We start from the raw sequence: 22,941 nt of genomic DNA on the forward strand, positions 1-22,941 counted from the left end.
CCGGCGACAATCTCTCTCTGACAGCTTCAGGTATGCTACTCTTTCGTTCTCAGCCTTTTCCGATTTTTCGAATATAGATATATATTATGCAAAATCCGACAATTTGTCAACCTGATTTTCCTCTTTGCCGCACCCATACCTACCGCAGGATCTGCCTGTACTTTTCTGTATTCATCTCTCTGGTTTCCTATACGATCTCATTTAAATATATCCTGCGCAGTATACACAATTTTCCAAGTTCCTCCTCCAGATGTGCACTGAGTATCACTCCCTCTTCTTGCTTTATTTCTTCCAGCGTACGGTATCCGAACAAAAAGGAAGTAAGAGAGGCAATCGGCAGTACGCCTTCTGAATCCTCTGTCTCCGTGACTGTCAGCATATCCTCTCCTTCCCGGCTGTGTATTTTCCACACGCGGCTGTTTTTTACAAGGATTGGGTCGATCACGGCAAAAGAACACGACACACGCTCGTTTTTTTTCACTTTCAATACGCCAAGCAGACTTTCCAGATGAAGGATACGTGCCATAATGACAGGCTTCTGCCTTACAGCCAACGTTTCCGCGCATGCATAAAGGACTGCCTTTGGTTCTCCATCTTTGCGAAGCTGTGCGACCGCTTTTAAAAATTCCATTTCCCAGCCCGGCAGGTAAAGCGGTTCTCTGATCTCCAGTTTTTCCTCTCTTGCATAGGCAAACATCCCGCAGATCCTTCCGGCATCCTTCATAAGGCAGACACCGCCATTTTCACTTTGCTGTTCTAGGATCATTGTCTGATAATACGCCGCATCCCGCACGGCGCATACCTGATGTTCCGCCTTAAAATACGCTGCAAAAAACGCTGCCATGTCTTTTGCATCTGCTATAGATGCCTCCGTGACTTCCGCCTGAAGATTTCCCTCTGTCCCGTTTGTCTCTCCAATATTCTGCTTATAGATAAAGCGAAAATCATACGGGGTATAAATTGCCTCCGCCGCCGGCATCAAAAATGTAAATGGCTCTTTTCTCCGATACATATCTTCCATCGTTCTGTACAGAAGCTTTCTCATATACCCTTTGCCTCTATATGCCTTCTCCGTAGACACCGCAACAATATAATGGCACAAGAATTCTCTGTCCTCAACCTGCACAGTATATGGATTCAAGTGTATCATGGAGCGGATATATTCTTTCTCTTCTATCACATAGATTTCATTTTCTCTGGCTTTTATAAAATAATAATAGTCCAAAAATGCTTTCGTATCTTCTGCAAAAACCTTTTCCCACAGTCCTCTCGTCCGTTTATGTTCTTTTTGTTCCAGCTTTCTTAAAACTATATCCATCTCCAGACTCCTAAACAGATTTTTCCCGCATACAGCCACTGCACCCTGCACACTTTTCTATTTCTGTCACATCATAACTCGCATAGTTCCTATACTTTTCCAGCGCGCATACAGCCTGAGCAGAAATTCCTTCTCCACTTCCGGTAAAGCCAAGGCCTTCTTCCGTTGTTGCTTTCACATTGATCTGCTCTGTTTCTATTTTTAGCGCATCCGACATATTTTTCCGCATCTGCTCGATAAAAGGACGCATTTTAGGCTTCTGAGCAATGATCGTCGCATCAATATTCTCTATCAGATACCCCTTCTCATCCAACATTTCCCCCACATACCGCAAAAGTATCATACTGGAGATCCCTTTGTAGTGTGCATCCGTATCCGGAAAATGTTTCCCGATATCTCCCAATGCCGCTGCTCCCAATAAAGCGTCCATCACCGCATGGACAAGCACGTCTGCGTCAGAATGTCCCAACAGCCCTTTCTCATATGGAATTTCCACGCCGCCCAAGATCAATTTTCTGCCTTCCGTCAATTTATGGACATCATATCCCATTCCAACTCTCATATTCTATTTCTCCTCGTAATCTGCTTCTAAGTCTTCCGACTGCTCCGGTTCTCTGACTTTCTCTTTTATTTCTTTCTCGTCCTTTTCTTCTTTCGCTTCTGTCTCTTTTTTCTTTTCCTCTTCTTTTTCCTCTGTCTGTACCAAGTGATCTCTCAAAGTTTTTTCCTTTGTTTCTGCAGTCTCATAAACCTCCGGCTGCTGCTCGCTTTCCCTTTCTGCCTTTTGTTCTTTTAGTATCTCTCTTAGCGCACCTATAGCAAACCATACTCCTACAGCAATAAACAGCACGCCCATCACGATATTAAAAAGTTCATTGGTCGGCTTATTCTGGATCGTCTCCGACACAAGCTGCACACCCAGATATGCCAGGTATGCCCCCGCAATGATTCGAAATATATTTCCTGCCCGATTGTTTCTCATCTCTTTTATCCTCCGTAGTCAAAGATTTTTATCTCTTAGCTTTAGATTTTACCATACTCTGGGCATAAATACTAGTACAGCATGCTCATATCTGTTTGTATCAAGTAGCAGAAACTTCTTTTAATTGAGCAATATACGTTATCTTACGCACAGCTCGCCTCAATTCCTCAAAACATATACGTCTGCGGCAAAGTATACTGCAAAAATGACACCTCATTTTGAAGTGTCATTTTTCTAACTATTATTCAAGAAATTATTTCCACTCTCTACTCAATTTTTTCATCCCCTGGAAATAAGTCAGGTCTTAAATGTGTCATATCTGTAGGATTTTTTTCGATACGTTCGATTGGATTCGGACAATAGACATTATATGTTTCTCTAGAATTCATTTTTATATATGTTCCCGGATCATTCAGTGCAGCCTCTTCCTCTTTTGTAGGTCTGGGAGGACGTGTATATACATATGCAATATGGGGATACATGCTATCCCCTGGAGTTTTTCCAAATACGCTTTGCTTTGTATGAAAATATAATGCTGAATATCCACCTGCATCTAAATGAGCGAGTCCTCTAGGCAAAATCACCAAATCACCAGCTTTAAACTCATAATATTCTTCTTCACATGTATCATCTCCTACACCGATCGTTACGCTTCCTGAACCAGACAGTATAAATTTATATTCCTCAATATCCGGATGAGAATGAGAATCAAATGGGCGTTCTTTATCTGAAGATGCTAACTTTTCAGCTAAATTACAAATCGCTATATCGTCTGTCCATGTTAACGGATAACTGGATTGCTTCAAACCTGCATTTGCATTATACACAGGCGGTGCATCTTCTCTTTTTAACACACGAGCACCCAAGACAGACGCATTTTTCTTTGCCTCATTTATATTCTTTTTTACTTTTGTTTGTTCATCTATCGGAGTAGCCTCTCCATATAGTTCATTTATGTCATACACTTTTAATCGCTGTTCTAAGTCTTTGCGCATTTTACCTAACTCTACATAAGTTTTCCTTTTACCTGCCGCCTCACCAAAGTCTATTGCATGCATTCTTATTTGATCATAACATGTCAGATTTCCGATTTCTTTTAAATTTTCCTTTTCTATCTCTGTCGGTCTTTGCGGAACATCTACTGTTACAACTGGATGAGGATATCTAGGTGTTCCTGCTATCCCCCCGTAAACCCCTGTCCGTGCATGAAAGCAAATTGCCTTCCACTCTCCTTCCATACGATACGGAACTTCTCTTGGAATAATGACCACCTCCAATTCTTGGAAATCATATACTTCCGTCTCAAAAGACTTGCCTCCATCTCCAAAAACAACCTGACCTGATCCCTCTAAAATATAAAAATACAGGTTAATATCTGGATGATACTGAATTGCCCACGGTCTTTCTATATCCGTCTCTGCCTTTTTTTCTATATAACTAAACATTCCCAGATCATTTACTTCAGACAGAGGATAAAACCACTGTCTGCAGGCAGTTTCATTGACATACACTGGAACTGCATCTGTTCCTCGGAGAATTCTAGCGCCTGGAACTAATGGGTTTTTTTGTGCCTCTTTTATATCTTGTCTGGTTTGTTTTATATCTTCTTCTGTTCTTATGAGTTTCATCTCCAATGGATACACTTCTATTTTACCTCCTGAAAATATACATCTTTTAATGTCACATTTTTCTAAATTATGATTTTACGCCGCCTGCCATAATTCCATCCATGATCTTTTCCTCAAAAATCATAACAAACACAATAATAGGAATCAAAATGACGCATCCCATAGCACTTAACAGATCCCACGGAACATCATATGCATTTGCTCGCGGCAAAGTGGATATTCCTATTGTGAGCACTTTTATCTTTTGTGAAAAAAATAGTGGTATAAAAAACTCATTTAAACAATTAATAAAATTAATAATACAAATTGTCGCAATGGCAGGTTTAAGTAATGGAATAATCACATAAAATATTTTTTGAAAAAACCCTGCTCCATCTATTTCCGCCGCTTCTTCAATTTCGACTGGTATTCCGCTTAAATAATTTCTAATTATCAACACCGAAAAGGGAATCAAAGCACTAATATATAGTAAAATTAAACCCGGATATGTGTCTACTAAAGATAATTTCTTAAAAAAATCATAAAGTGGTCTGGCCGTAACAATAGCAGGAACCAATGCAGAAAAAACAATTATCCCATATGCGATTGTCAATTTTCTTGTTGCAAATCTTTCAAAAGCATATGCAGCAAGCACACAGATAAATGTAGATATTAACAATGTCGGAATCGTAATAATCAGTGTACTGATTATTTGAGGAATAATTCCCACTTGATTTATCAGTGTAGTATAACTCTTTAATGTAAACTGGTGAGGAAGCCACTCAATTGGTACTACAAACAACTCCTCGTTCGGCTTAACGGAAGATATAAAAATCCAATAAATGGGAACTAAAATAATAAGTGCTATTGCAATAGTGATAATCCATTGAAATATTTTAAATATTCTTTTTCTTGTTATACTCATATCATTCACCTACTAATCGGAAAATTTTTTCATAGCGGCGACATTTAAGCCACTTAAAATCAACATTATAATAAATAAAACTACCGCTATTGCAGATGCATATCCCAAATTCAAATTATTAAATGCCTCTATCAAAATCCTGTACGATAAAACAGAAGTTCCGTCATAGGGACCGCCGGATGTCATAGCATATACCAATTCAAAATTTGTTACTCTCCACATTGTAAAGAAAATAGATATAGACATGACCGTCTTCATAATATTGGGAAGAGTAATACTAAAAAATGCTTTTATACCATTTGCTCCATCAATTTTGGCCGCTTCATAAATATCTCCAGGTATATACTGCAGTGCAGCCAAAACTAAAATAGCAAAATACGGTATATCTTTCCATAAATCAACTAAAATAACAGCTATTCTGGCAGTATCTACATTTACCAGCCAATCAAATTGGAAGTTTTCTATAACTCTCCCTATTAAATCATTCACGAACCCATACTGTCCATTAAAGCCCCATCTGGCAGCCCGTCCAGCAACAATCATTGGCATTGCCCAAGGAATCAACACTATCGTTCTCAAAAATTTTTTTCCCTTAAACTTCATATTTAGTACAAGTGCTAGCCCAATACCAAGAATAATATGAAAAGTCATAGAAACCACTGTAAAAATAATAGTAAACTCCAAAGATGTCGCTATTTTATCATCCGACAACATGCGAACATAATTTTGCAGTCCTATAAATCCTCCCTGACCACCTCTAATCACATCCATATCCCTAAAGCTGTTAATAAACGTCATGAACACTGGATATAACGTAGTAAGACCTCGAATCAATATTACGGGCAAAATCATAATCCAAGGAAGCCACAATTTTTTATTTCGTGTTATCACCTATCTCTACCTCTCTATTCTTTTAAGGTCAGAAGGCACACTCTACACTATGTTTTTATCATCTAGCTCTCAGTGTACCTTCTTAGTATTCCAGCATCCTGTCTGCCGTAATACTGTCCAAAATCACTTATCTACTTAGTTTCATCTGGGAAATAAGTTTTCATGCATTTATCCATTGCCTCAATATATTCTTCAAATGTAATTTCATCACTAACATATTTCTGGAATTGCGCTCCCACTTCATTAATATATTCCGATGAATTTGCAGGGAGTGGACGTACCACCAGATTTGTTTCTTCTAAGTATGGTTTCAGTTCATTAATGCCAGGCACTGAAAATTCAGGATCTTCGATAACATCTGTTCTTGCTGGGATTCTAGAAAATGTTTCTGCGTAAACCTTTTGTCCTTCCAGACTTGCTGCCCATTGTAAAAATTTCTTTGCTGCTTCTTTATGTGGCGACGCTGCATTTAACACATATTGCCATCCATTGGCATAGGTTGTTTCTTCTCCAAGATTCAACATTGGTGCAATATAGATATCATCTGTTCCATATCTTCCTGCCGATTCATATGTCGGCATAAAACTAGAATAATTGAGCATTGAAGCCACTGTTCCATCCATAATTTTCTGGTTTAATTCTGTATACTGATCTGCTATCTGTGCCTTCGGCGTCCATTCATTATCTACCATTTCTTTCAAAAATCTGACTGCTTCTTGCGTCTGTGCATTAGACCAATCATACAGGTCCCCTCCAAACAGATTAATAAACTCCCCAATATCATTCCATACATATGTTTGTTCCCATCCTCCTCCATAGCCATAAACACCATCCTTGGACACAGTTTTCAAATATTGAACAAATTCGTCTTTAGTCTGCACAAACTCCATGCCGGCCTCTTCCACATATTTGCTATTTAACCAAAAGCAAAAAATTTCCATAAACATTGGCACACCTTTTCCGTCACTCATCTCGATAAAAGATTCTGGAAATGCGCTTTTTACCTCCTCTGTCAACACATCATCCAGCGGTTCAAGATAATCCGTGTTTACTACTGACAAAATCATTTCCTGATCCGCTGAAATAATATCAATCGTATCGTCTTCAGACGAAAGAATTGTCATAAATTTTGCAGTTCTGTCTGCAGTATTTGTAGGCATAGCAACAACCTCAATCTCTAGCCCTGTTGCCTCTTCCGCAGCATCTAGATACTCCTGGAAATTCCCTTGTGTAGCCGCATCATCTAAAAACATCGTAATCTTATTATCTTCTCCATTTTCTCCTGCTTTATCTGCACTCCCTTCTTTCGGAGCTCCGCAACCGCTTATTATTCCCGCCACCATAGATACACATAAAAAGGTACTTATAATTCTTTTTCTCATAATTTTTCCTCCATTCTATTACTTGTACATATATCGGTCCATTGATTCGTTTTATTGCTCTCTATACACGCTTCTACTATTTTCGATATATAGTAACCATCTTCAAAATCCGGACTATACATTGGCTTATCTTTTTGTAACAAACTCTGATAAAAATTTTTAATTCCACTTGCAAGTGCATCCTTCCATCCAATAGGATGTCCACTTGGCAAATCGGCAAATAACCCTATCTCATCAGATAAGTGCTCTGCGCTTGCATAAAGAACTTCATTTCCTCTATTTCTATGACCTATCCACAATTCATCTGGCTTTTCTTGATTCCATTCACAAGACTCTTTCGTTCCGCTTATCAGAATTTTTAGCCCATTCTTTTTTCCCGCACACACCTGAGTAACCGTCACGCTTCCCAGCACTCCATCTTCTAATCTGAATAATATAAATGCTGCATCCTCATTTTCTACACTTATTTCATTTTCCTTTTGAAAACTCATGCCTTGTTCATTGTTACCGGAAAATGTGTCCGACTTTCCAGAATATTTTCTGAAAGCATATTGTTTATGAAATTTAGCATAAACAGATATAATTTTCTTTCCTGTCACATATTGTATTGTATCAAAGCAATGCGAGCCTATATCTGCAACCGCTCTAGATTCACCTCCTTTTTCAGTTTGTATTCTCCAATCAAAGTCCGTATCATATAGTAGCCAATCTTGTAAATATTCAGCTTGTAAATGACTCAATTCCCCTAACTTCTGCTTCTCATATCTACTATGAATTTCCTGAATCATTAGATTATTTCTATAATTAAAATTTACAGCTGTTCTTTTTTGCCTTTTTCTTGCAAGCTCGACTAATTCCCTTCCTTCTTCTGAATGTAAGGTCAGCGGCTTCTCACTATACACATGACAATTGGCATTTAAAATCCTTTTATTTATATCATAGTGCATAAAATTAGGTGTACAATTATGGATGACATCAAGCCTTTCCATTTGTAACATCTCCATGTAGTCTGTATAGAAGTTTTGTATTCCGCTATCTTTACACCATTTTTCTAAGTTTTTATTTGTATCTGACACAGCAACAATATCCACACTCGGTACTCTTCGCAATGCCTCTATATGCTGTCTTCCTATAAAACCTAATCCAATCACAGCTACTCTAAATTTCTGCATCTTATTTTCCTTTCTCCGGATAATTAATAAATTGCTTTAAGTACTGTCTACTGATTTTCAATGCATTTTCTATATCCTCCTTACCACTTTCGAAAGCTTTATCTTCAATCTCTATACAAGCAGGGCCAGAATAGCCTATTTCCAACAAAGCTGCTATATATTGCCCCCAATTCACATCTCCATGCCCCGGAATCCTCGGAGTCATATAAGATAATGGTGCTGCTAAAATTCCCATTTCACTTCTGGCATTCCTATCTAATTTGATATCTTTATAATGTACATGGAATATTTTATCTTTAAATTCGTAAATTGGTTTAATATAATCCATTTCCTGCCACACAAAATGAGAAGGATCATAATTTAGGCCTAAATTAGGACTTGGCAATTTTTCAAACAATTCTCTCCATATAAAAGGTGATGTAGCAATATTTTTCCCCCCCGGCCATTCATCCTCGGTAAATAACATAGGACAATTCTCAATCGCTATTCGAACTCCTATTTCTTCTGCAAACTCTAAAAGTGGCTGCCACACTTCTTCCACTATTTCTAAATTTTCTGATACGCTTAAAGTTGGCACCCTTCCTATAAAGGTAGTAACCATATTCACATTAAGTTTCTTGGAAGCTATCATTACTTTTTTTAAATGTGCGATATATTGTGTTCTTTTTTCCAAATCTGGTTCTAACAAATTAGGGTAGTATGCTAAAGCCGATATTTCTATTTTTTTTATCATACAATAATCTAAAATATATCTTACCTTTTTGTCATCCAATTCATCCACATCTATGTGAGTAACCCCAGCATAACGCCTTTCTGCCTTTTCTCTCGGCCAGCAAGCCACCTCTATACATGTAAATCCATTTTCAGAAGCAAAATCTACAACTTCTTCAAATGAATATTGGGCCATGACAGCAGTAACAAATCCTTGCTTCATACAAGCTCTCCTTTCTTCATTTTTTACTTTCTATGTATTTTTTACATTTTTATTATATTATCGATTGACATTCTTTTCAATAGTATATATAATTTTCATTAATACAAGCAATTTACCCCTTCTTTTTTTAGCATTATTACTAATTTTTATGTAAATTTTACATACTTTTTACATTAGAAAGGAAATTCATATGGCTATTTCAAAAAATGTAACTATTTCAGAAATTGCAAAGCAAGCACACGTATCCACAGCAACCGTGTCACGTATCATCAATAAAACTGGATATGTAAAACCCGAAACCACCCGCAAAGTAATACAGGCTATTTCTGATTTCGGTCTCACACCAAAGGATTTTCATATAACGGAAATTGATAGCAATACAAATTCTATTCTTGTATGTCTTCCGGATTTCAGAAATCCTTTCTACGCCGATGTAATTGATGGAATTCAAAAAGCTGCTACTTCCAGAGGTTTTCGAACCTTTTACTATGAAGCATCTGATTACAAAAATGCACTTAATGAATATGAAAACATCATGGAACAGAACAATTTTTCAGGTCTACTTTTAGTCCATAATATTTTCGATAAAGAAAAACTTGGGCGACTACGCTTAAAATATCCCATTGTGATGTGTTCAGAACATTGCAATGTACCAGAAATTTCTTTTGTATCTATCGATGATATATATTCGTCACAAATTGCAATCAATTATCTTCTTTCTGTCGGCAGAAACAAAATAGCATTAGTAAACAGTATGCTCACCAACGCCTATGCCAAATATCGAGAAAAGGGGTTTTTAGAAGCATTATCAAAAGCCGGTCTAGTTCCTAACAATGATTGGATTATGCATATTTCCAATATAGATTTTGACATAGCTGTTTCTGTTATATCCGCTTTGTTAAAGGAACAAGAACATCCTGACGCTTTCTACTGTGTTTCTGATGTTTATGGAGCTGCCGCAATAAAAGCTATCCAAAATTGCAATTTACGAGTACCTGAAGATATCGCCGTAATAGGCTTCGATAATATCGATTTAGCTAAAATGGTCGTTCCTTCGTTAACCACAATCAGTCAGCCTAAAATGCAAATGGGACATCAATCCTGTGAATTATTGTTAAATTTGATTGAAAATCCTTCTTCTCCTACTCAACATATACTGCTAAATACAGAACTAATCGTAAGAGATTCTACATAATTGAATAGGAGGCAGTTAAACACTGCCTCCTATTCTCATCTATTATTTTAATTAAACATCTTTCCTTTTGCGCGAATAGAAAAAGCATACTGCAACTAAACTTTAACTATCCTTTAACCCAAAAGGCATACATACCACAAATACCACCAAAAAAACTGCTGTGTCTGATTTGCCACAGCAGTTTTTCCTCTAGTAGCGGAAACTGGATTTGAACCAGCGACACCACGGGTATGAACCGTGTGCTCTAGCCAACTGAGCTATTCCGCCATATTTAATTAATATATGGGGCCTATAGGGCTCGAACCTATGACCCTCTGCTTGTAAGGCAGATGCTCTCCCAGCTGAGCTAAGACCCCATATCCTTGTATCGTAGGCTTGGATGCTTTTTCCACCCGCAACCTGCTTTGCTATTATACTATCAAATTCCCCCAGATGTCAACACTTTTTTAAATAAATTTTTAAAATTTTTCAAACAATTTTATCAATTCACTTTTTCACCAAGATAAAACTTACTCTTCATTCATATTTGCCAGTTTAGCCGCTTGGTCTGCCGCGATCAGACTATCTATGATCTCGTCCAGATCACCGTTTAAAATCGTATCCAACTTGTGCAGTGTCAGTTTGATCCTGTGATCCGTGACGCGTCCCTGCGGAAAATTATAAGTACGGATCTTTTCAGAACGATCGCCTGTCCCAATCTGGCTGCGGCGTGCCTCTGCCTCGGATGCCTGCTGCTTTTCCATTTCCAGATCATACAGTTTGGAGCGCAGCAGTCTGAATGCTTTCTCTTTATTTTGAAGCTGCGACTTCTCTGTCTGACTATAGATTACGATCCCAGTAGGATAATGCGTCAGACGCACTGCAGAATCTGTCGTATTGACACACTGCCCTCCGTTTCCGGAAGCCCTCATAACATCGATCCGGATATCTTTCTCGTCAATAACGACATCTACTTCCTCTGCTTCCGGCATGATCGCCACCGTTACTGTAGAAGTATGGATTCTCCCGCCGCTTTCTGTCTCCGGCACACGCTGCACACGATGTACCCCGCTTTCATATTTTAGTCGTGAATACGCTCCTTGTCCTGTGATCATAAATACACATTCTTTGAACCCACCGATTCCATTTTCGTTCAAAGAGATCAATTCTGTTCTCCATCTGCGGTCCTCTGCATAATGTACATACATACGATAGATTTCCGCTGCGAAAAGAGCCGCCTCATCACCGCCTGCACCTGCACGAATCTCTACGATAACATTTTTCTCATCATTCGGATCTTTAGGGAGCAGAAGGATCTTTAATTCTTTTTCTAATTCCTCTACTCTCGCCTTAGATTCATTCAATTCTTCTTTCGCAAGTTCCCGCAGTTCCTCATCTGCTTCTTCCTCCAGCATGAACAGGCTGTCTTCTATATTCTGCTTACATTGTTTGTATTCTCTATACGCCTCTACGATCGGAGCCAGATCGCTTTGTTCTTTCATCAGTCTGCGGAAACGTTCCGGATCATCTGCGACTCCAGGTTCCTGCAGTTCTCCCATGATCTCCTCATAGCGGATTACCAAATCCTCTAATTTGTCAAACATCTTTTTTTGTCCTTTCTACTATCATTACTCACTTTACCTATCATACACGCCGTACACTACACGGTCAAGTCCTGCCAGATCCTTTTTTATCGTCACATCCATAAAACCATTCTCTTGCAGGAGCATAGCAACTTCTTTTCCCTGATCGCAGCCGATCTCAAAGAGCAGAACACCCTCTTTTTCAAGAAAATCTCCGGATATACGGACAATCTCTCTATAAAAATAAAGACCGTCTGTTTTTCCGTCTAACGCCTCGATCGGATCGTGCTCTTTTACTTCCGGCTCCAGATTTTCAATCTCCGAAGTACGGATATAAGGCGGGTTCGAAATGATCATCTCAAACTTTCCTGTTATATTTTCAAAAAGATCTCCGAAAATAAACTCTGCGAGGATATTCAGATTCTCTGCATTTTCTCTGGCCACCTCGAGCGCTCTCTCGGAAATATCTGCCCCTATCCCCGCTATTTTCCTTCCCTTCTTATCTTTTCTTGCATGCTCTTTTGCCCAATATAAAACACTTAACAATATGCATCCAGAGCCTGTGCACATATCCAGAATCTTGATTTCTTCCTCATCAGATGGAACTTTTCCATTTTTCAGAAGTTCCAGAGCCGTCTCGACTGCAATTTCTGTATCCTGCCGGGGGATCAAAACTTGCTCATTCACTTTGAATTTCAGTCCCATAAATGCCTGTTCCCCTGTCAAATGCTGTAAGGGCACTCTTTTTTTTCTTCTGTTTATCAAAGAACGGTATGTCTGCTTTTGTTCTTCGCTTATCTTTTGTGCCGGTTCTACATAATATCGGGCCTTGTCAATCCCTGTCACATATTCCAAAAGATACCATGCATCCAGTTCATACTCTTGGATCTTCGCACTTTCTAACTCTCCTCTGCCCCAGCTGTACGCGTCTTGCAGGCTTTCTTCTCCCGATTTCATAAATTCTCCTTCTGCCAGGCTTCCCAATCGAACACAGCCTCCACCGCACAGATCGCCACCTCGATCATGCTGTCATCCGGTTCCTTTGTCGTAAGATTCTGTATCCACATCCCCGGCTTGCTCAAAAGTTCCACAAATACATTGTTACTGTTCCCTGCTAATTTGATGATTTCATAAGAAACTCCTGCTATCAAAGGAAACAGCGCGATTCTTAAAAGCATCCTCACGACCTGGGATTCTGCTGTAATAAAAAAGCAAAACAGAATACTCACGAGCATAACAAAAAACAAAAAACTAGTCCCACACCGCTTATGCTGCTTGGAACTTTTTCTTACATTCTCCACATTCAATGTAAGACCACTCTCAATGCAATTTATACACTTATGTTCTGCACCGTGGTACATAAATGTCCGCTGTATATCTTCCATACGGGACACTAAAAGGATGTATCCAAGAAAGATCAGGACTCTGATGATTCCCTCAAAAATTACCATGACCATACGCGACTCTGTAAATTTCTTCAAAAAATTGCTTAAGAAATAGGGCAGGACCATGAAGATCGCCAACGCAAGAATTACAGAAAGAGCTATCGTTAGATTCATCAAAACCTTTTCTTTCTTTTCTTGTTTTTTTGCTTCCTCCTCCGTCATCTGACGGGTTTCTTCTTCCTCTTCAAAAAATTCAGCAGAATAGGTAAGCGTCCGCATACCAATAACAAGGGAATCTATAAAATTAAAAATTCCTCTTATAAACGGAATCTTAAGTGGGGTCTTCCAGGGAATACAACTTTTGTAATCTTTCACATCCACCGCGATTTCTTTATCAGGTTTTCTCACTGCCACAGCATATTTCCCGCCGTTTCTCATCATGATTCCTTCCAGCACTGCCTGGCCGCCTATATTTGATGATTTCATATTTCCTCCTATCCATATCAGGCATACCCTATCAAAGCGCCCTTCCTTGTCCAAAAGACACCGTTATGAAATATCCCCATATACGCCCCTCTAGGTATATCCCGGACACCGTACACTAGCCTTACAGGCGGCCGCTTCGCCCGACAAGGTATAATATAACAGGCTGAGATTTTTACCTCAGCCTGTGTTTCATCAATCTTATTTAATACCATATTTCTTGTTGAACTTATCAACACGACCACGTGCCTGGCTTGCTTTTTGCTGGCCTGTATAGAACGGATGACATTTAGAACAAATTTCCACGTGGATATTTTCTTTTGTAGAACCTGTCACAAATGTATTTCCACAGTTGCAGGTCACAGTTGCCTGATGGTATTCTGGATGGATTCCTTCGCGCATGATTTTCACCTCTCTATTTTAAAATACTTATTATAATCTCTAAACAGCTATGTCATTGTATCATAAGATTATTTCTTTGGCAAGTATTTTTCTCCCAAAATCTTTCAAAATATATTTCTGCACACATTTGCAACTACCTTTATCAAACACAATATACGTTTCTCGCTCTTGACAAGCTGGATATAGTACAATAAAGTAAAATCAAAGACAGGAGGAATTTCTTATGAAAATTTCAACAAGAGGACGCTATGCGCTCCGTGTGATGATCGACCTGGCCCGCCAGACACCAGATACCTATACTCCATTAAAGGAGATTGCCGCCAGACAAAATATTTCCGAAAAATATCTGGAAAATATCATAAAAACTTTGGTCAAGCAACAATTTTTGACAGGACTTAGAGGCAAAAAGGGCGGATACCGTTTAACAAAGCAACCTGACGAATACACTGTCGGCAGTATTCTCCGTCTTACAGAAGGAACCCTTGCTCCTGTATCCTGCGTGGAAGAATGCACCCCCGAATGTCCCCGGCAGTCTGTCTGTCCTACACACCCACTTTGGAAGAAACTAAATTCCATGATCACCCATTATCTGGACAGTGTCACACTTTTCGATCTCATGACAGCCGATATTGACAAGGGAAAGGACTTCTAAATCTCTTTTTTCTTAAATATAATACATATTCTGGGAATAATCACGATATTCCAGAAAATGCTCTGTCAAATCCTTAAGCGTAACATTTTCTAAAATCTCTCTCAGGCTTTCATTTACTCTGTCAAGAATGAGTTCCTGTATCACACGAGAACTCCCAGAAGCTTCTATATGTTCTTCTGTCTCGTTTTCAAAAAAGTAGCTTCCTTCCAAAGCTTCTACTATCTCTGCCACGGTGATGTCTGCCGCATTTTTCTCCAGAAGATACCCGCCCTGCGGACCTTTTACACTTCTAACAAGACGAGCCCTTTTCAAAGCAGAAAATACCTGTTCTAAAAATTGAACAGAAATCGCATTTCTTTGCGCAATACTATTTAATGCCACCTGTTCTGTTTTTGTACTGGCTGCAAGATCCATCAACGCACGGATCCCATATCGTGTTTTCTTTGATAATTTCATGCCTTCCCCTCCATTTTATCTTCTCTTCTACACGCCGCCTCCTTTTCACGCAATTTATACAAACAAAGGTGTAGAATAGTACCGATCTCCACTGTCAGGAAGCAATGCGACAATCGTCTTCCCTTCATTTTCAGGGCGTCTCGCAAGCTCTATGGCTCCCCAAAGCGCTGCTCCTGAAGAGATACCCGTCAGAATACCTTCTGTTTTAGCAAGCATTCTTCCTATCTTAAAAGCATCATCTGCATCTGCCTGTATAATCTCATCATATATTGTTGTATTCAGAACATCAGGCACAAAACCAGCACCGATACCTTGTATCTTATGCGGTCCGCTTTTTCCTTCTGAAAGGACCGGAGAAGTGGACGGTTCTAATGCCACAATTTTGATATCCGGGTTTTGTTCCTTTAAGTACTCTCCAACACCAGTCAATGTCCCGCCTGTACCTATCCCTGCTATAAAGACATCTACATTCCCGTCTGTATCTCTCCAGATCTCCGGTCCTGTTGTCTTTCGATGCATTTCCGGATTAGAAGGATTTGTAAACTGTCCGGGGATAAAGCTGTCTGGTATCTCTTTTGCCAATTCCTCTGCTTTTTCTATTGCGCCTTTCATCCCTTTTGTCCCATCTGTCAATACAATCTCTGCTCCATATGCCTTCAATATATTTCTTCTCTCCACGCTCATCGTTTCCGGCATAGTAAGGATCATACGATAGCCTTTCACCGCTGCGATCGCTGCGAGTCCAATCCCGGTATTCCCTGATGTCGGTTCGATCAGTACCGAATTTTCTTTCAGTATTCCTTTTGCCTCTGCATCTTCGATCATCGCTTTTGCCACACGATCTTTTACACTTCCCGCCGGATTCAGATACTCCAGTTTGACCAGTATTCTCGCTTTTAGTTCCAGCTCTTTTTCCAAATTCACCACTTCGACCAACGGTGTATTCCCAATCAAATCCAAAGTTCCTCTATAAATTCCTGCCATATATCTTTCCTCCTTTTTTCCTATCAAATTAGTATGTTTATTTTTCTACATTATATTTCTGGAATACCTATTTGTCAAGTATGTTTTATATGTTTTCTATTTTCTTCCTTTTTTCTCATTCATGTGATAACATAAAATCAGTATATAGATACTCGTTCATACGACTGCAGCTCAATTCAGAAAGGAGTTCATCATGGAACTGACACCTGTTTCTTTTCTTATCGTATGTCCGCTTCTCTTTCTTGCCGGTCTGGTCGACGCGATCGGCGGGGGTGGTGGTCTGATTTCTATTCCTGCATATCTGATTGCAGGTCTTCCGCCTCACATGGCAGTCGCTACAAATAAACTTTCTTCCACCTGCGGTACTCTTCTGGCAACTTTGCGTTTTATAAGAAACCATCTGATCAACTTCAGACTCGCAGTTCCTTCTATTTTTGCGGCAATCTTAGGTTCTTCACTGGGCGCAAAAATTTCCATGCTTGTACCTGAAAAAATCATGCTCTATGTACTTGTTTTTATTCTTCCACTCTCCGCTTTTTTAGTACTAAACAAAAAAATATTCCATGACAAAGGCAGCGAAATCGTCATATTGGACAAGAAAACTTACCTAACGGCCATTCTTTCTGCTTTTTTTATCGGAGGTTATGATGGTTTCTATGGTCCCGGAACCGGTACCTTTCTCATAATAGCCTTTACAGTATGCGCTCATCTAAGTATTCCTACAGCAAATGCCCAGGCAAAGATCATCAACCTTACAACAAACATCACCGCTCTGGCTGTCTTTCTTATAAACGGTCAGACACTTCTTCCTCTAGGAATCGCAGCTGCACTCTGTAATATGGCAGGCGGTTATCTGGGCGCCGGATTAGTCATGAAAAATGGCGCAAAGATCGTAAAACCCAGTATTCTTTTTGTCCTGTTTCTGCTCTTTTTGAAAATCTTAGGAGTCTATTAAAAATACTTACAGCTGATAGAACAGAACACCCAAATAAGCCAATTCCTTGGTATAAAAGAATAAAGGGACGCCTTTCTCGGCGCCCCCTTTGGCTAAATCTCTATATAAATTTCTGCCGGTTTACCATCTGTACCAGCTCCGTATTGGTCTTTGTACGTGAAAACATATTCAGCAAGTTGTCCACTGCTTCCTCTGCTTTCATCCCATTCATGGCCCTACGTATGATGTAAACCGCCTCCTGTTCTTCTTTGTTCAATAAAAGGTCTTCTCTTCTTGTCCCCGATTTCGGAATATCGATTGCCGGAAATACTCTCTTTTCCTGTAACTTTCTGTCCAGCACTAATTCCATATTTCCGGTTCCTTTAAATTCTTCATACACTACATCATCCATTTTGCTTCCTGTCTCCACCAATGCTGTAGCAAGTATCGTCAGGCTTCCTCCTTCCCGCATATTTCTTGCCGCCCCGAAAAATCGTTTCGGCATATGCAGAGCCGCTGGATCTAATCCTCCTGACAGCGTACGCCCTGACGGTGGCACAGTCAGGTTATATGCGCGTGCCAGACGTGTGATACTGTCCAGCAATATCATCACATCTTTCCCATGCTCTACCAGACGTTTTGCACGTTCGATCACCATCTCAGACACGCGCTTATGATGTTCCGGCAGTTCATCAAACGTAGAATAGATCACCTCTACATTCTTGCCCGCAATAGCCTCTTTTATATCTGTCACTTCCTCCGGGCGCTCATCGATCAATAAGATCAGAAGATGCATGTTCGGTTCTCGTTTCTGTACAGCAAGCGCAACTTCCTTTAAAAGCGTCGTCTTTCCAGCCTTTGGCGGAGATACGATCATACCTCTCTGTCCTTTTCCTATCGGAGAGAGCAGATCCACGATCCGCATGGCTGTAGAGCTGCCCGGTGTCTCTAATTTTAATCGCTGATCCGGAAAGATAGGAGTCAGATCTTCAAAATTGGGTCTTTTGGATGCCTCTGACGGACGCACCCCGTTTACTGTAGATACATATAAAAGTGCGCTAAATTTTTCAGACTGTGTCTTTACTCTCGTATTACCCATAATAATGTCCCCAGTTTTTAAATTAAACCGGCGGATCTGAGATGGAGATACGTAGACATCATTTTCTCCCGGAAGATAATTTTCACACCGAATAAAACCATACCCATCCGGAAGTACTTCTAATATTCCATTTGCCGTCTTCCCACTGTCCAGCTGTTCTATATCTGTTCCATCTTTTTTCTCTTTTAATTCCTCTTTTATTCCTTCTTTTGCTTCTTCTCTTGCTTCATTCTGCTTCTCCTTCTCATCCTGTGCAAGCATTGCTTCGACGAGTTCCGCCTTCTTCATAGCAGAAATCCCCTTCATTTTTCTCGCTTTTGCCAGTTCTTTCAAAGTCGCAAGCGGCAGTGACTCATACTTTTCCCGCGTCATAAAAATACCTTTCCTTTCACAATTTTCCTCTTTTTATAAAAATTTTTAAATACAATATGTATCTCTGTATTGCTTTATTATCTGATTCTTTCATATACTTTCGGGATTTTTACTATTTCTTTTTAAGAAACAGTAGTCTGAATTGACTGAAATTGAAAATATCATACCAAGAGTTCTCTGTGTAATTTCAACACTGTTTTATTATACCGTATATATTATAAAAAGGAAAGCCTTTTTTCTCTATATGTCGCCTTACTGGTTGCGTACATCCTTCAACAGTGTTATGATAATCAGCAGAGAAAATATTTCAGAATCAGTGAGGTGGAATCATCATGACAAACAATGAAAAAGCTTTACAAATGCATGAGCAGTGGCATGGGAAACTGGAAATCACCGCCAAATCACATGTCAATACTTGTGAAGATCTGGCAATCGCTTATACCCCCGGTGTCGCAGAACCTTGTAAGGTTATTGCTAAAGACCCCGAAGCCGCTTACAAATACACGATCAAGTCCAATACTATTGCCGTCATCTCCGACGGAAGCGCTGTTCTCGGTCTTGGAAATATCGGCGCCCGCGCGGCTATGCCGGTCATGGAAGGAAAAGCGGTTCTCTTCAAAGAATTCGGCGGAGTCAACGCTATTCCGATCTGCCTGGACACGCAGGATACAGAAGAGATCATACATACGATCGTAAATATTGCGCCCGCTTTTGGCGGCATCAACTTAGAGGATATATCCGCTCCACGCTGTTTTGAAATAGAACAGCGGCTAAAAGAACTTCTGGATATCCCTGTATTTCATGATGATCAGCATGGAACTGCCATCGTCGTCCTTGCCGGCATCATCAATGCATTAAAAGTCACAAAAAAGACAAAAGAACAATGTCGTGTCGTTGTCAACGGCGCAGGAAGTGCTGGGGTGGCCATTGCCAAGCTTTTACTCACCTATGGTTTTGTACATGTTACAATGTGCGATATTAACGGAATCATCAGTAAAGCTTCTCCAAATTTAAACTGGATGCAGAAAGAAATGACAAAAGTAACCAATCTGGAAAACAAAACAGGAACTCTCGCTGACGCCTTAAAGGGTGCTGATATTTTTGTAGGCGTATCTGCGCCTAATATCGTAACCAAAGAAATGGTTGCTGCCATGAATAAAGACGCGATCCTATTTGCCATGGCGAATCCTGTTCCGGAGATCATGCCAGATCTCGCCAAAGAAGCCGGCGCCAAAGTTGTCGGGACCGGACGTTCCGATTTCCCGAATCAGGTGAATAATGTAGTTGCTTTCCCTGGTATCTTCAAAGGCGCGCTGGAAGGCCGCGCTTCACAGATCACAGAAGAGATGAAACTTGCAACTGCAGAAGCAATAGCTTCACTTGTTCCAGACGCAGAACTAAATGAAGAAAATATTCTGCCTGAGGCATTTGATCCTCGCGTTGCTGATGCTGTAAGTAAAGCTGTAAAGGAATTAATTTAATGAAACAGTGGGGCGAAAAGCGCTATTACTCTCTGGACTATTATCTAAAACAGACTTATGGAGAAAAAATTTATAAGATCTCACTTAATGCAGGCCTTACCTGTCCCAACCGTGACGGAACGGTTGGGACAGGCGGCTGTATCTTTTGCAGCGACCAGGGTTCGGGAGATTTTGCCGGATGTCCTACAGAGTCTGTCACAGAACAACTTCAAAAAGGGAAGGCTGTATTAAGAGACAAACGTCCTGTTCATTCTTATATTGCCTATTTTCAAGCATTCACAAATACCTACGCTCCCATAGACAGGCTGGAAGCCCTCTATATGGAGGCTGTCCAGGATCCTGATGTAAAAATTCTTTCTATTGCCACAAGACCTGACTGTTTAAGCAAGGATATACTTTCACTTTTGTCCAGGATCAATAAAATAAAACCTGTCTGGATAGAATTAGGGCTACAGACGATTCATCCCGCTTCTGCCGCGTATATCAGAAGAGGGTATCCACTTTCTGTCTTTGACAAAGCGGTAGCGGATTTGAGGGAAAATCATATTCCTGTCATTGTCCATACCATTCTTTTTCTCCCCGGAGAGACAAAAGAACAAATGCTTCAGACCATTTCTTATTTAAATCGTATGGATATACAGGGCATCAAACTGCAGCTTCTGCATGTTTTACAGGGAACAGATCTTGCGTCTGTTTACCGGACTTCCCCTTTCCATATACCTAGCATGGAAGAATATATCGAAATGCTGGGAGAATGTATCGAACATTTAAATCCTGATTTCGTCATTCACCGTCTGACCGGAGACGGACCAAAAGATCTTCTGATCGCCCCTTTGTGGACGAGCAGAAAACGTACTGTCTTAAATGCGCTAGAACACTGTCTGAAAGAAAACGATATATGGCAGGGAAAGGAGTATCATGGCTGAAACATATACTTTATATAAACTGATCGTCTTATACATGCTGGATAAAGTGGATTTTCCTCTGACGACTTCACAAATATCTGAATTTATACTGGATAAAGGATATACTTCTTATTTCAAACTCCAGGAAACGCTTTCTGAAATGGTAACCTCCCATCTTCTCTACGCAGAAACGACGCATAATCGGACATTGTATCATCTGACTGAAAATGGAAAAGAAACTATTCACTTTTTCTACAGCAAACTTTCCGCTGCGATCCAAAAAGATATTGACGAGTTTCTCAAAGAAAAGCAATATGATCTAAAAGAAGAATCTGCTGTAAAATCAGATTATTATCTAAACACAAACCACGAATACGAGGTGCGCTGTCAGATCATGGAGAATGGCTTCAACTTGATCGATCTGAAATTAACGGTTCCTACAGAAAAAGAGGCCGAAACCATAGCCAGCCGCTGGACAGCGCAGAGCCAGGAGGTTTACGCCTTACTTCTTTCGAAGCTCCTCTAATCGTTCTTTTATTTTTCTCTCGTATCCCAAATCGCCAGGTTCATAGAATCTGGCATCTTTTATCTCATCTGGCAGGTATTGCTGGCGGACATAATGTCCTGGGTAATCATGCGCATATTTATAACCGACCCCATGTCCCAATTTCTGTGCCCCTTTATAATGTGCGTCCTGAAGGTGTGCCGGCACTGTCGTCTTGTACCTACTTACATTTTCACCTGCCGCGCTGATTGCCGTCACCGCCGAATTACTTTTCGGAGCTGAAGCCACATAGAGTACGGCCTGTGACAAAATAATCCTTGCCTCCGGCATTCCTATTCTTTCTACCGCCTGTGCTGCCGATACAGCTACAGTAAGTGCCATCGGATCTGCGTTTCCCACATCCTCCGACGCAGCAATGATGATCCTGCGCGCAATAAAGCGAATATCTTCCCCCGCATAAAGCATTTTTGCCAAATAATATACCGCTGCGTCTGGATCAGAGCCCCGCATACTCTTGATAAATGCCGAAATCGTATCATAATGATTATCCCCTGTTTTGTCATAGCGGACCACCCTTTTTTGTATACACTCCGAGGCTACGTCAAGCGTAATATGTATCCGTCCATCTTCACTGCGCTCTGTTGTAAGCACACCCAACTCAATAGCATTTAAAGCATTTCTTGCATCTCCTCCCGCTATATCTGACAGAAATTCCAATGCCTCTTCTTCGATCACTGCATGGAAACTCCCCATTCCTTTTTCTTCATCATATACAGCTCTTTTTAGAAGACTTTTTATATCTTCTTTTTCCAGCGCCTTTAATTCAAATACACTGGAACGTGAAAGTAACGCGCTGTTCACTTCAAAATACGGATTCTCTGTCGTCGCTCCGATCAATGTAAGCGTCCCATCTTCCACAAAAGGAAGCAGATAATCCTGCTGCCCCTTATTAAATCTGTGGATCTCATCAATAAACAAAATCGTCTTCTGCCGATACATTCCATACAGATCTTTCGCCTCTTTTACGACTTCTTCCATGTCTTTTTTTCCTGCTACTGTCGCATTGATCTGTGTGAATTTAGACTGCGTCGTATTAGCGATCACTTTGGCAAGTGTCGTCTTTCCGGTGCCCGGTGGTCCGTAAAAAATAATAGACCGCAGTTTGTCTGCCTTGATCGCCCTGTACAAAAGTTTATCCTTCCCTATAATGTGCTGCTGTCCGACTACTTCTTCCAAAGTAGACGGACGCATCCTGGATGCAAGCGGCGATTCCTTCTCTTGGTTTTTTTCTCTCATGTATTCAAATAAATCCATA

General features: G+C 40.2%; 23 protein-coding genes, 2 tRNA genes and 1 other annotated feature (1 of these 26 running past the window's edge). Of the genes, 6 read left to right on the plus strand and 19 right to left on the minus strand.

What is annotated here, in order from left to right; all coding sequences use genetic code 11:
- Positions 1-60: a binding site (T-box leader), on the minus strand (it extends 165 nt beyond the left edge of the window).
- Positions 61-187: 127 nt separating this feature from the next.
- From WKT01_RS01820 to WKT01_RS01860, 9 genes are all read right to left on the minus strand, one after another.
- Positions 188-1,318, minus strand: a complete 1,131-nt coding sequence (locus WKT01_RS01820; RefSeq protein WP_340311340.1) for a GNAT family N-acetyltransferase — start codon at positions 1,316-1,318, stop codon at positions 188-190.
- A gap of 10 nt (positions 1,319-1,328) precedes the next feature.
- On the minus strand, positions 1,329-1,880 hold the full coding sequence (gene ispF, locus WKT01_RS01825) for a 2-C-methyl-D-erythritol 2,4-cyclodiphosphate synthase (RefSeq protein ID WP_059069935.1): 552 nt from the start codon (positions 1,878-1,880) through the stop codon (positions 1,329-1,331).
- Positions 1,881-1,883: 3 nt separating this feature from the next.
- Positions 1,884-2,300, minus strand: a complete 417-nt coding sequence (locus tag WKT01_RS01830; protein WP_270394814.1) for a hypothetical protein — start codon at positions 2,298-2,300, stop codon at positions 1,884-1,886.
- A gap of 266 nt (positions 2,301-2,566) precedes the next feature.
- A complete protein-coding gene (locus WKT01_RS01835) occupies positions 2,567-3,943 on the minus strand; it encodes a hypothetical protein (protein WP_340311341.1) in 1,377 nt (458 codons plus the stop codon).
- A 52-nt stretch (positions 3,944-3,995) separates the two neighbouring features.
- Positions 3,996-4,832 carry a carbohydrate ABC transporter permease gene (locus tag WKT01_RS01840; protein ID WP_340311342.1) on the minus strand — a complete coding sequence of 279 codons (837 nt, stop codon included), beginning with the start codon at positions 4,830-4,832 and terminating at the stop codon, positions 3,996-3,998.
- A gap of 12 nt (positions 4,833-4,844) precedes the next feature.
- Entirely contained in the window at positions 4,845-5,723 is an 879-nt protein-coding gene (locus WKT01_RS01845) for a carbohydrate ABC transporter permease (protein ID WP_340311343.1), read from the minus strand.
- Positions 5,724-5,854: 131 nt separating this feature from the next.
- Positions 5,855-7,105 carry an ABC transporter substrate-binding protein gene (locus tag WKT01_RS01850; protein ID WP_340311344.1) on the minus strand — a complete coding sequence of 417 codons (1,251 nt, stop codon included), beginning with the start codon at positions 7,103-7,105 and terminating at the stop codon, positions 5,855-5,857.
- Positions 7,102-8,277, minus strand: coding sequence for a Gfo/Idh/MocA family protein (locus WKT01_RS01855; RefSeq protein ID WP_340311345.1), 1,176 nt, complete (start codon positions 8,275-8,277; stop codon positions 7,102-7,104). Before WKT01_RS01855 ends, WKT01_RS01850 begins: the two co-directional genes overlap by 4 nt.
- Position 8,278: 1 nt before the next feature.
- Positions 8,279-9,211: a sugar phosphate isomerase/epimerase family protein gene (locus WKT01_RS01860; RefSeq protein WP_340311346.1), complete on the minus strand. Its 933-nt coding sequence runs from the start codon at positions 9,209-9,211 to the stop codon at positions 8,279-8,281.
- 190 nt (positions 9,212-9,401) lie between these two features.
- On the opposite strand from WKT01_RS01860, the gene WKT01_RS01865 reads away from it, so the two are divergent.
- The gene (locus WKT01_RS01865; RefSeq protein WP_340311347.1) at positions 9,402-10,406 is read left to right on the plus strand and encodes a LacI family DNA-binding transcriptional regulator; all 1,005 of its coding nucleotides are present in this window, start codon (positions 9,402-9,404) and stop codon (positions 10,404-10,406) included.
- Positions 10,407-10,599: 193 nt separating this feature from the next.
- On the opposite strand, the gene WKT01_RS01870 is transcribed toward WKT01_RS01865, so the two are convergent.
- From WKT01_RS01870 to rpmE, 6 genes are all read right to left on the minus strand, one after another.
- Positions 10,600-10,673 (minus strand) — tRNA-Met (locus WKT01_RS01870).
- A 16-nt stretch (positions 10,674-10,689) separates the two neighbouring features.
- A tRNA-Val gene (locus tag WKT01_RS01875) sits at positions 10,690-10,762 on the minus strand.
- 153 nt (positions 10,763-10,915) lie between these two features.
- Complete coding sequence (prfA, locus tag WKT01_RS01880; protein WP_117975747.1) at positions 10,916-11,989, minus strand: peptide chain release factor 1; 1,074 nt, start codon at positions 11,987-11,989, stop codon at positions 10,916-10,918.
- A gap of 33 nt (positions 11,990-12,022) precedes the next feature.
- The gene (gene prmC / locus WKT01_RS01885) at positions 12,023-12,925 is read right to left on the minus strand and encodes a peptide chain release factor N(5)-glutamine methyltransferase (protein WP_340311348.1); all 903 of its coding nucleotides are present in this window, start codon (positions 12,923-12,925) and stop codon (positions 12,023-12,025) included.
- On the minus strand, positions 12,922-13,839 hold the full coding sequence (locus tag WKT01_RS01890) for a DUF1385 domain-containing protein (RefSeq protein WP_340311349.1): 918 nt from the start codon (positions 13,837-13,839) through the stop codon (positions 12,922-12,924). The genes prmC and WKT01_RS01890 overlap by 4 nt, the downstream gene beginning before the upstream one ends.
- 198 nt (positions 13,840-14,037) lie before the next feature.
- Complete coding sequence (gene rpmE, locus WKT01_RS01895; RefSeq protein WP_059069942.1) at positions 14,038-14,238, minus strand: 50S ribosomal protein L31; 201 nt, start codon at positions 14,236-14,238, stop codon at positions 14,038-14,040.
- Between the two features lie 223 nt (positions 14,239-14,461).
- Here rpmE and WKT01_RS01900 point away from each other — a divergent pair, with 223 nt between their 5' ends.
- Complete coding sequence (locus tag WKT01_RS01900) at positions 14,462-14,890, plus strand: RrF2 family transcriptional regulator (RefSeq protein ID WP_340311350.1); 429 nt, start codon at positions 14,462-14,464, stop codon at positions 14,888-14,890.
- Between the two features lie 12 nt (positions 14,891-14,902).
- Here WKT01_RS01900 and WKT01_RS01905 read toward each other — a convergent pair whose 3' ends face one another.
- Both WKT01_RS01905 and cysK read right to left on the minus strand, forming a co-directional pair.
- Positions 14,903-15,346: an RrF2 family transcriptional regulator gene (locus tag WKT01_RS01905; RefSeq protein ID WP_340311351.1), complete on the minus strand. Its 444-nt coding sequence runs from the start codon at positions 15,344-15,346 to the stop codon at positions 14,903-14,905.
- A 54-nt stretch (positions 15,347-15,400) separates the two neighbouring features.
- Entirely contained in the window at positions 15,401-16,330 is a 930-nt protein-coding gene (cysK, locus tag WKT01_RS01910) for a cysteine synthase A (RefSeq protein ID WP_059069947.1), read from the minus strand.
- Positions 16,331-16,523: 193 nt separating this feature from the next.
- Here cysK and WKT01_RS01915 point away from each other — a divergent pair, with 193 nt between their 5' ends.
- A complete protein-coding gene (locus WKT01_RS01915; RefSeq protein WP_340311352.1) occupies positions 16,524-17,285 on the plus strand; it encodes a TSUP family transporter in 762 nt (253 codons plus the stop codon).
- A 100-nt stretch (positions 17,286-17,385) separates the two neighbouring features.
- On the opposite strand, the gene rho is transcribed toward WKT01_RS01915, so the two are convergent.
- A complete protein-coding gene (rho, locus tag WKT01_RS01920) occupies positions 17,386-18,735 on the minus strand; it encodes a transcription termination factor Rho (RefSeq protein ID WP_340311353.1) in 1,350 nt (449 codons plus the stop codon).
- Positions 18,736-19,067: 332 nt separating this feature from the next.
- Between rho and WKT01_RS01925 the strand changes: the two genes are divergently transcribed.
- Genes WKT01_RS01925 through WKT01_RS01935 form a run of 3 tightly spaced genes read left to right on the plus strand, consistent with a single transcriptional unit; the run spans position 19,068 to position 21,647 of the window.
- The gene (locus WKT01_RS01925; RefSeq protein ID WP_340311354.1) at positions 19,068-20,216 is read left to right on the plus strand and encodes an NAD(P)-dependent malic enzyme; all 1,149 of its coding nucleotides are present in this window, start codon (positions 19,068-19,070) and stop codon (positions 20,214-20,216) included.
- Entirely contained in the window at positions 20,216-21,142 is a 927-nt protein-coding gene (locus WKT01_RS01930; RefSeq protein WP_340311355.1) for a TIGR01212 family radical SAM protein, read from the plus strand. Before WKT01_RS01925 ends, WKT01_RS01930 begins: the two co-directional genes overlap by 1 nt.
- The gene (locus tag WKT01_RS01935) at positions 21,135-21,647 is read left to right on the plus strand and encodes a DUF4364 family protein (protein ID WP_059069957.1); all 513 of its coding nucleotides are present in this window, start codon (positions 21,135-21,137) and stop codon (positions 21,645-21,647) included. Before WKT01_RS01930 ends, WKT01_RS01935 begins: the two co-directional genes overlap by 8 nt.
- On the opposite strand, the gene WKT01_RS01940 is transcribed toward WKT01_RS01935, so the two are convergent.
- Positions 21,624-22,940 (minus strand): replication-associated recombination protein A, encoded by a 1,317-nt coding sequence (locus tag WKT01_RS01940; RefSeq protein ID WP_059069959.1) that lies wholly within the window; start codon positions 22,938-22,940, stop codon positions 21,624-21,626. The two genes, WKT01_RS01935 and WKT01_RS01940, sit on opposite strands and share 24 nt — an antisense overlap.
- Position 22,941: the final 1 nt, after the last annotated feature.

Source organism: Mediterraneibacter sp. ICN-202921, from assembly GCF_037890075.1.
GTDB classification, from domain to species: domain Bacteria; phylum Bacillota; class Clostridia; order Lachnospirales; family Lachnospiraceae; genus Mediterraneibacter; species Mediterraneibacter massiliensis.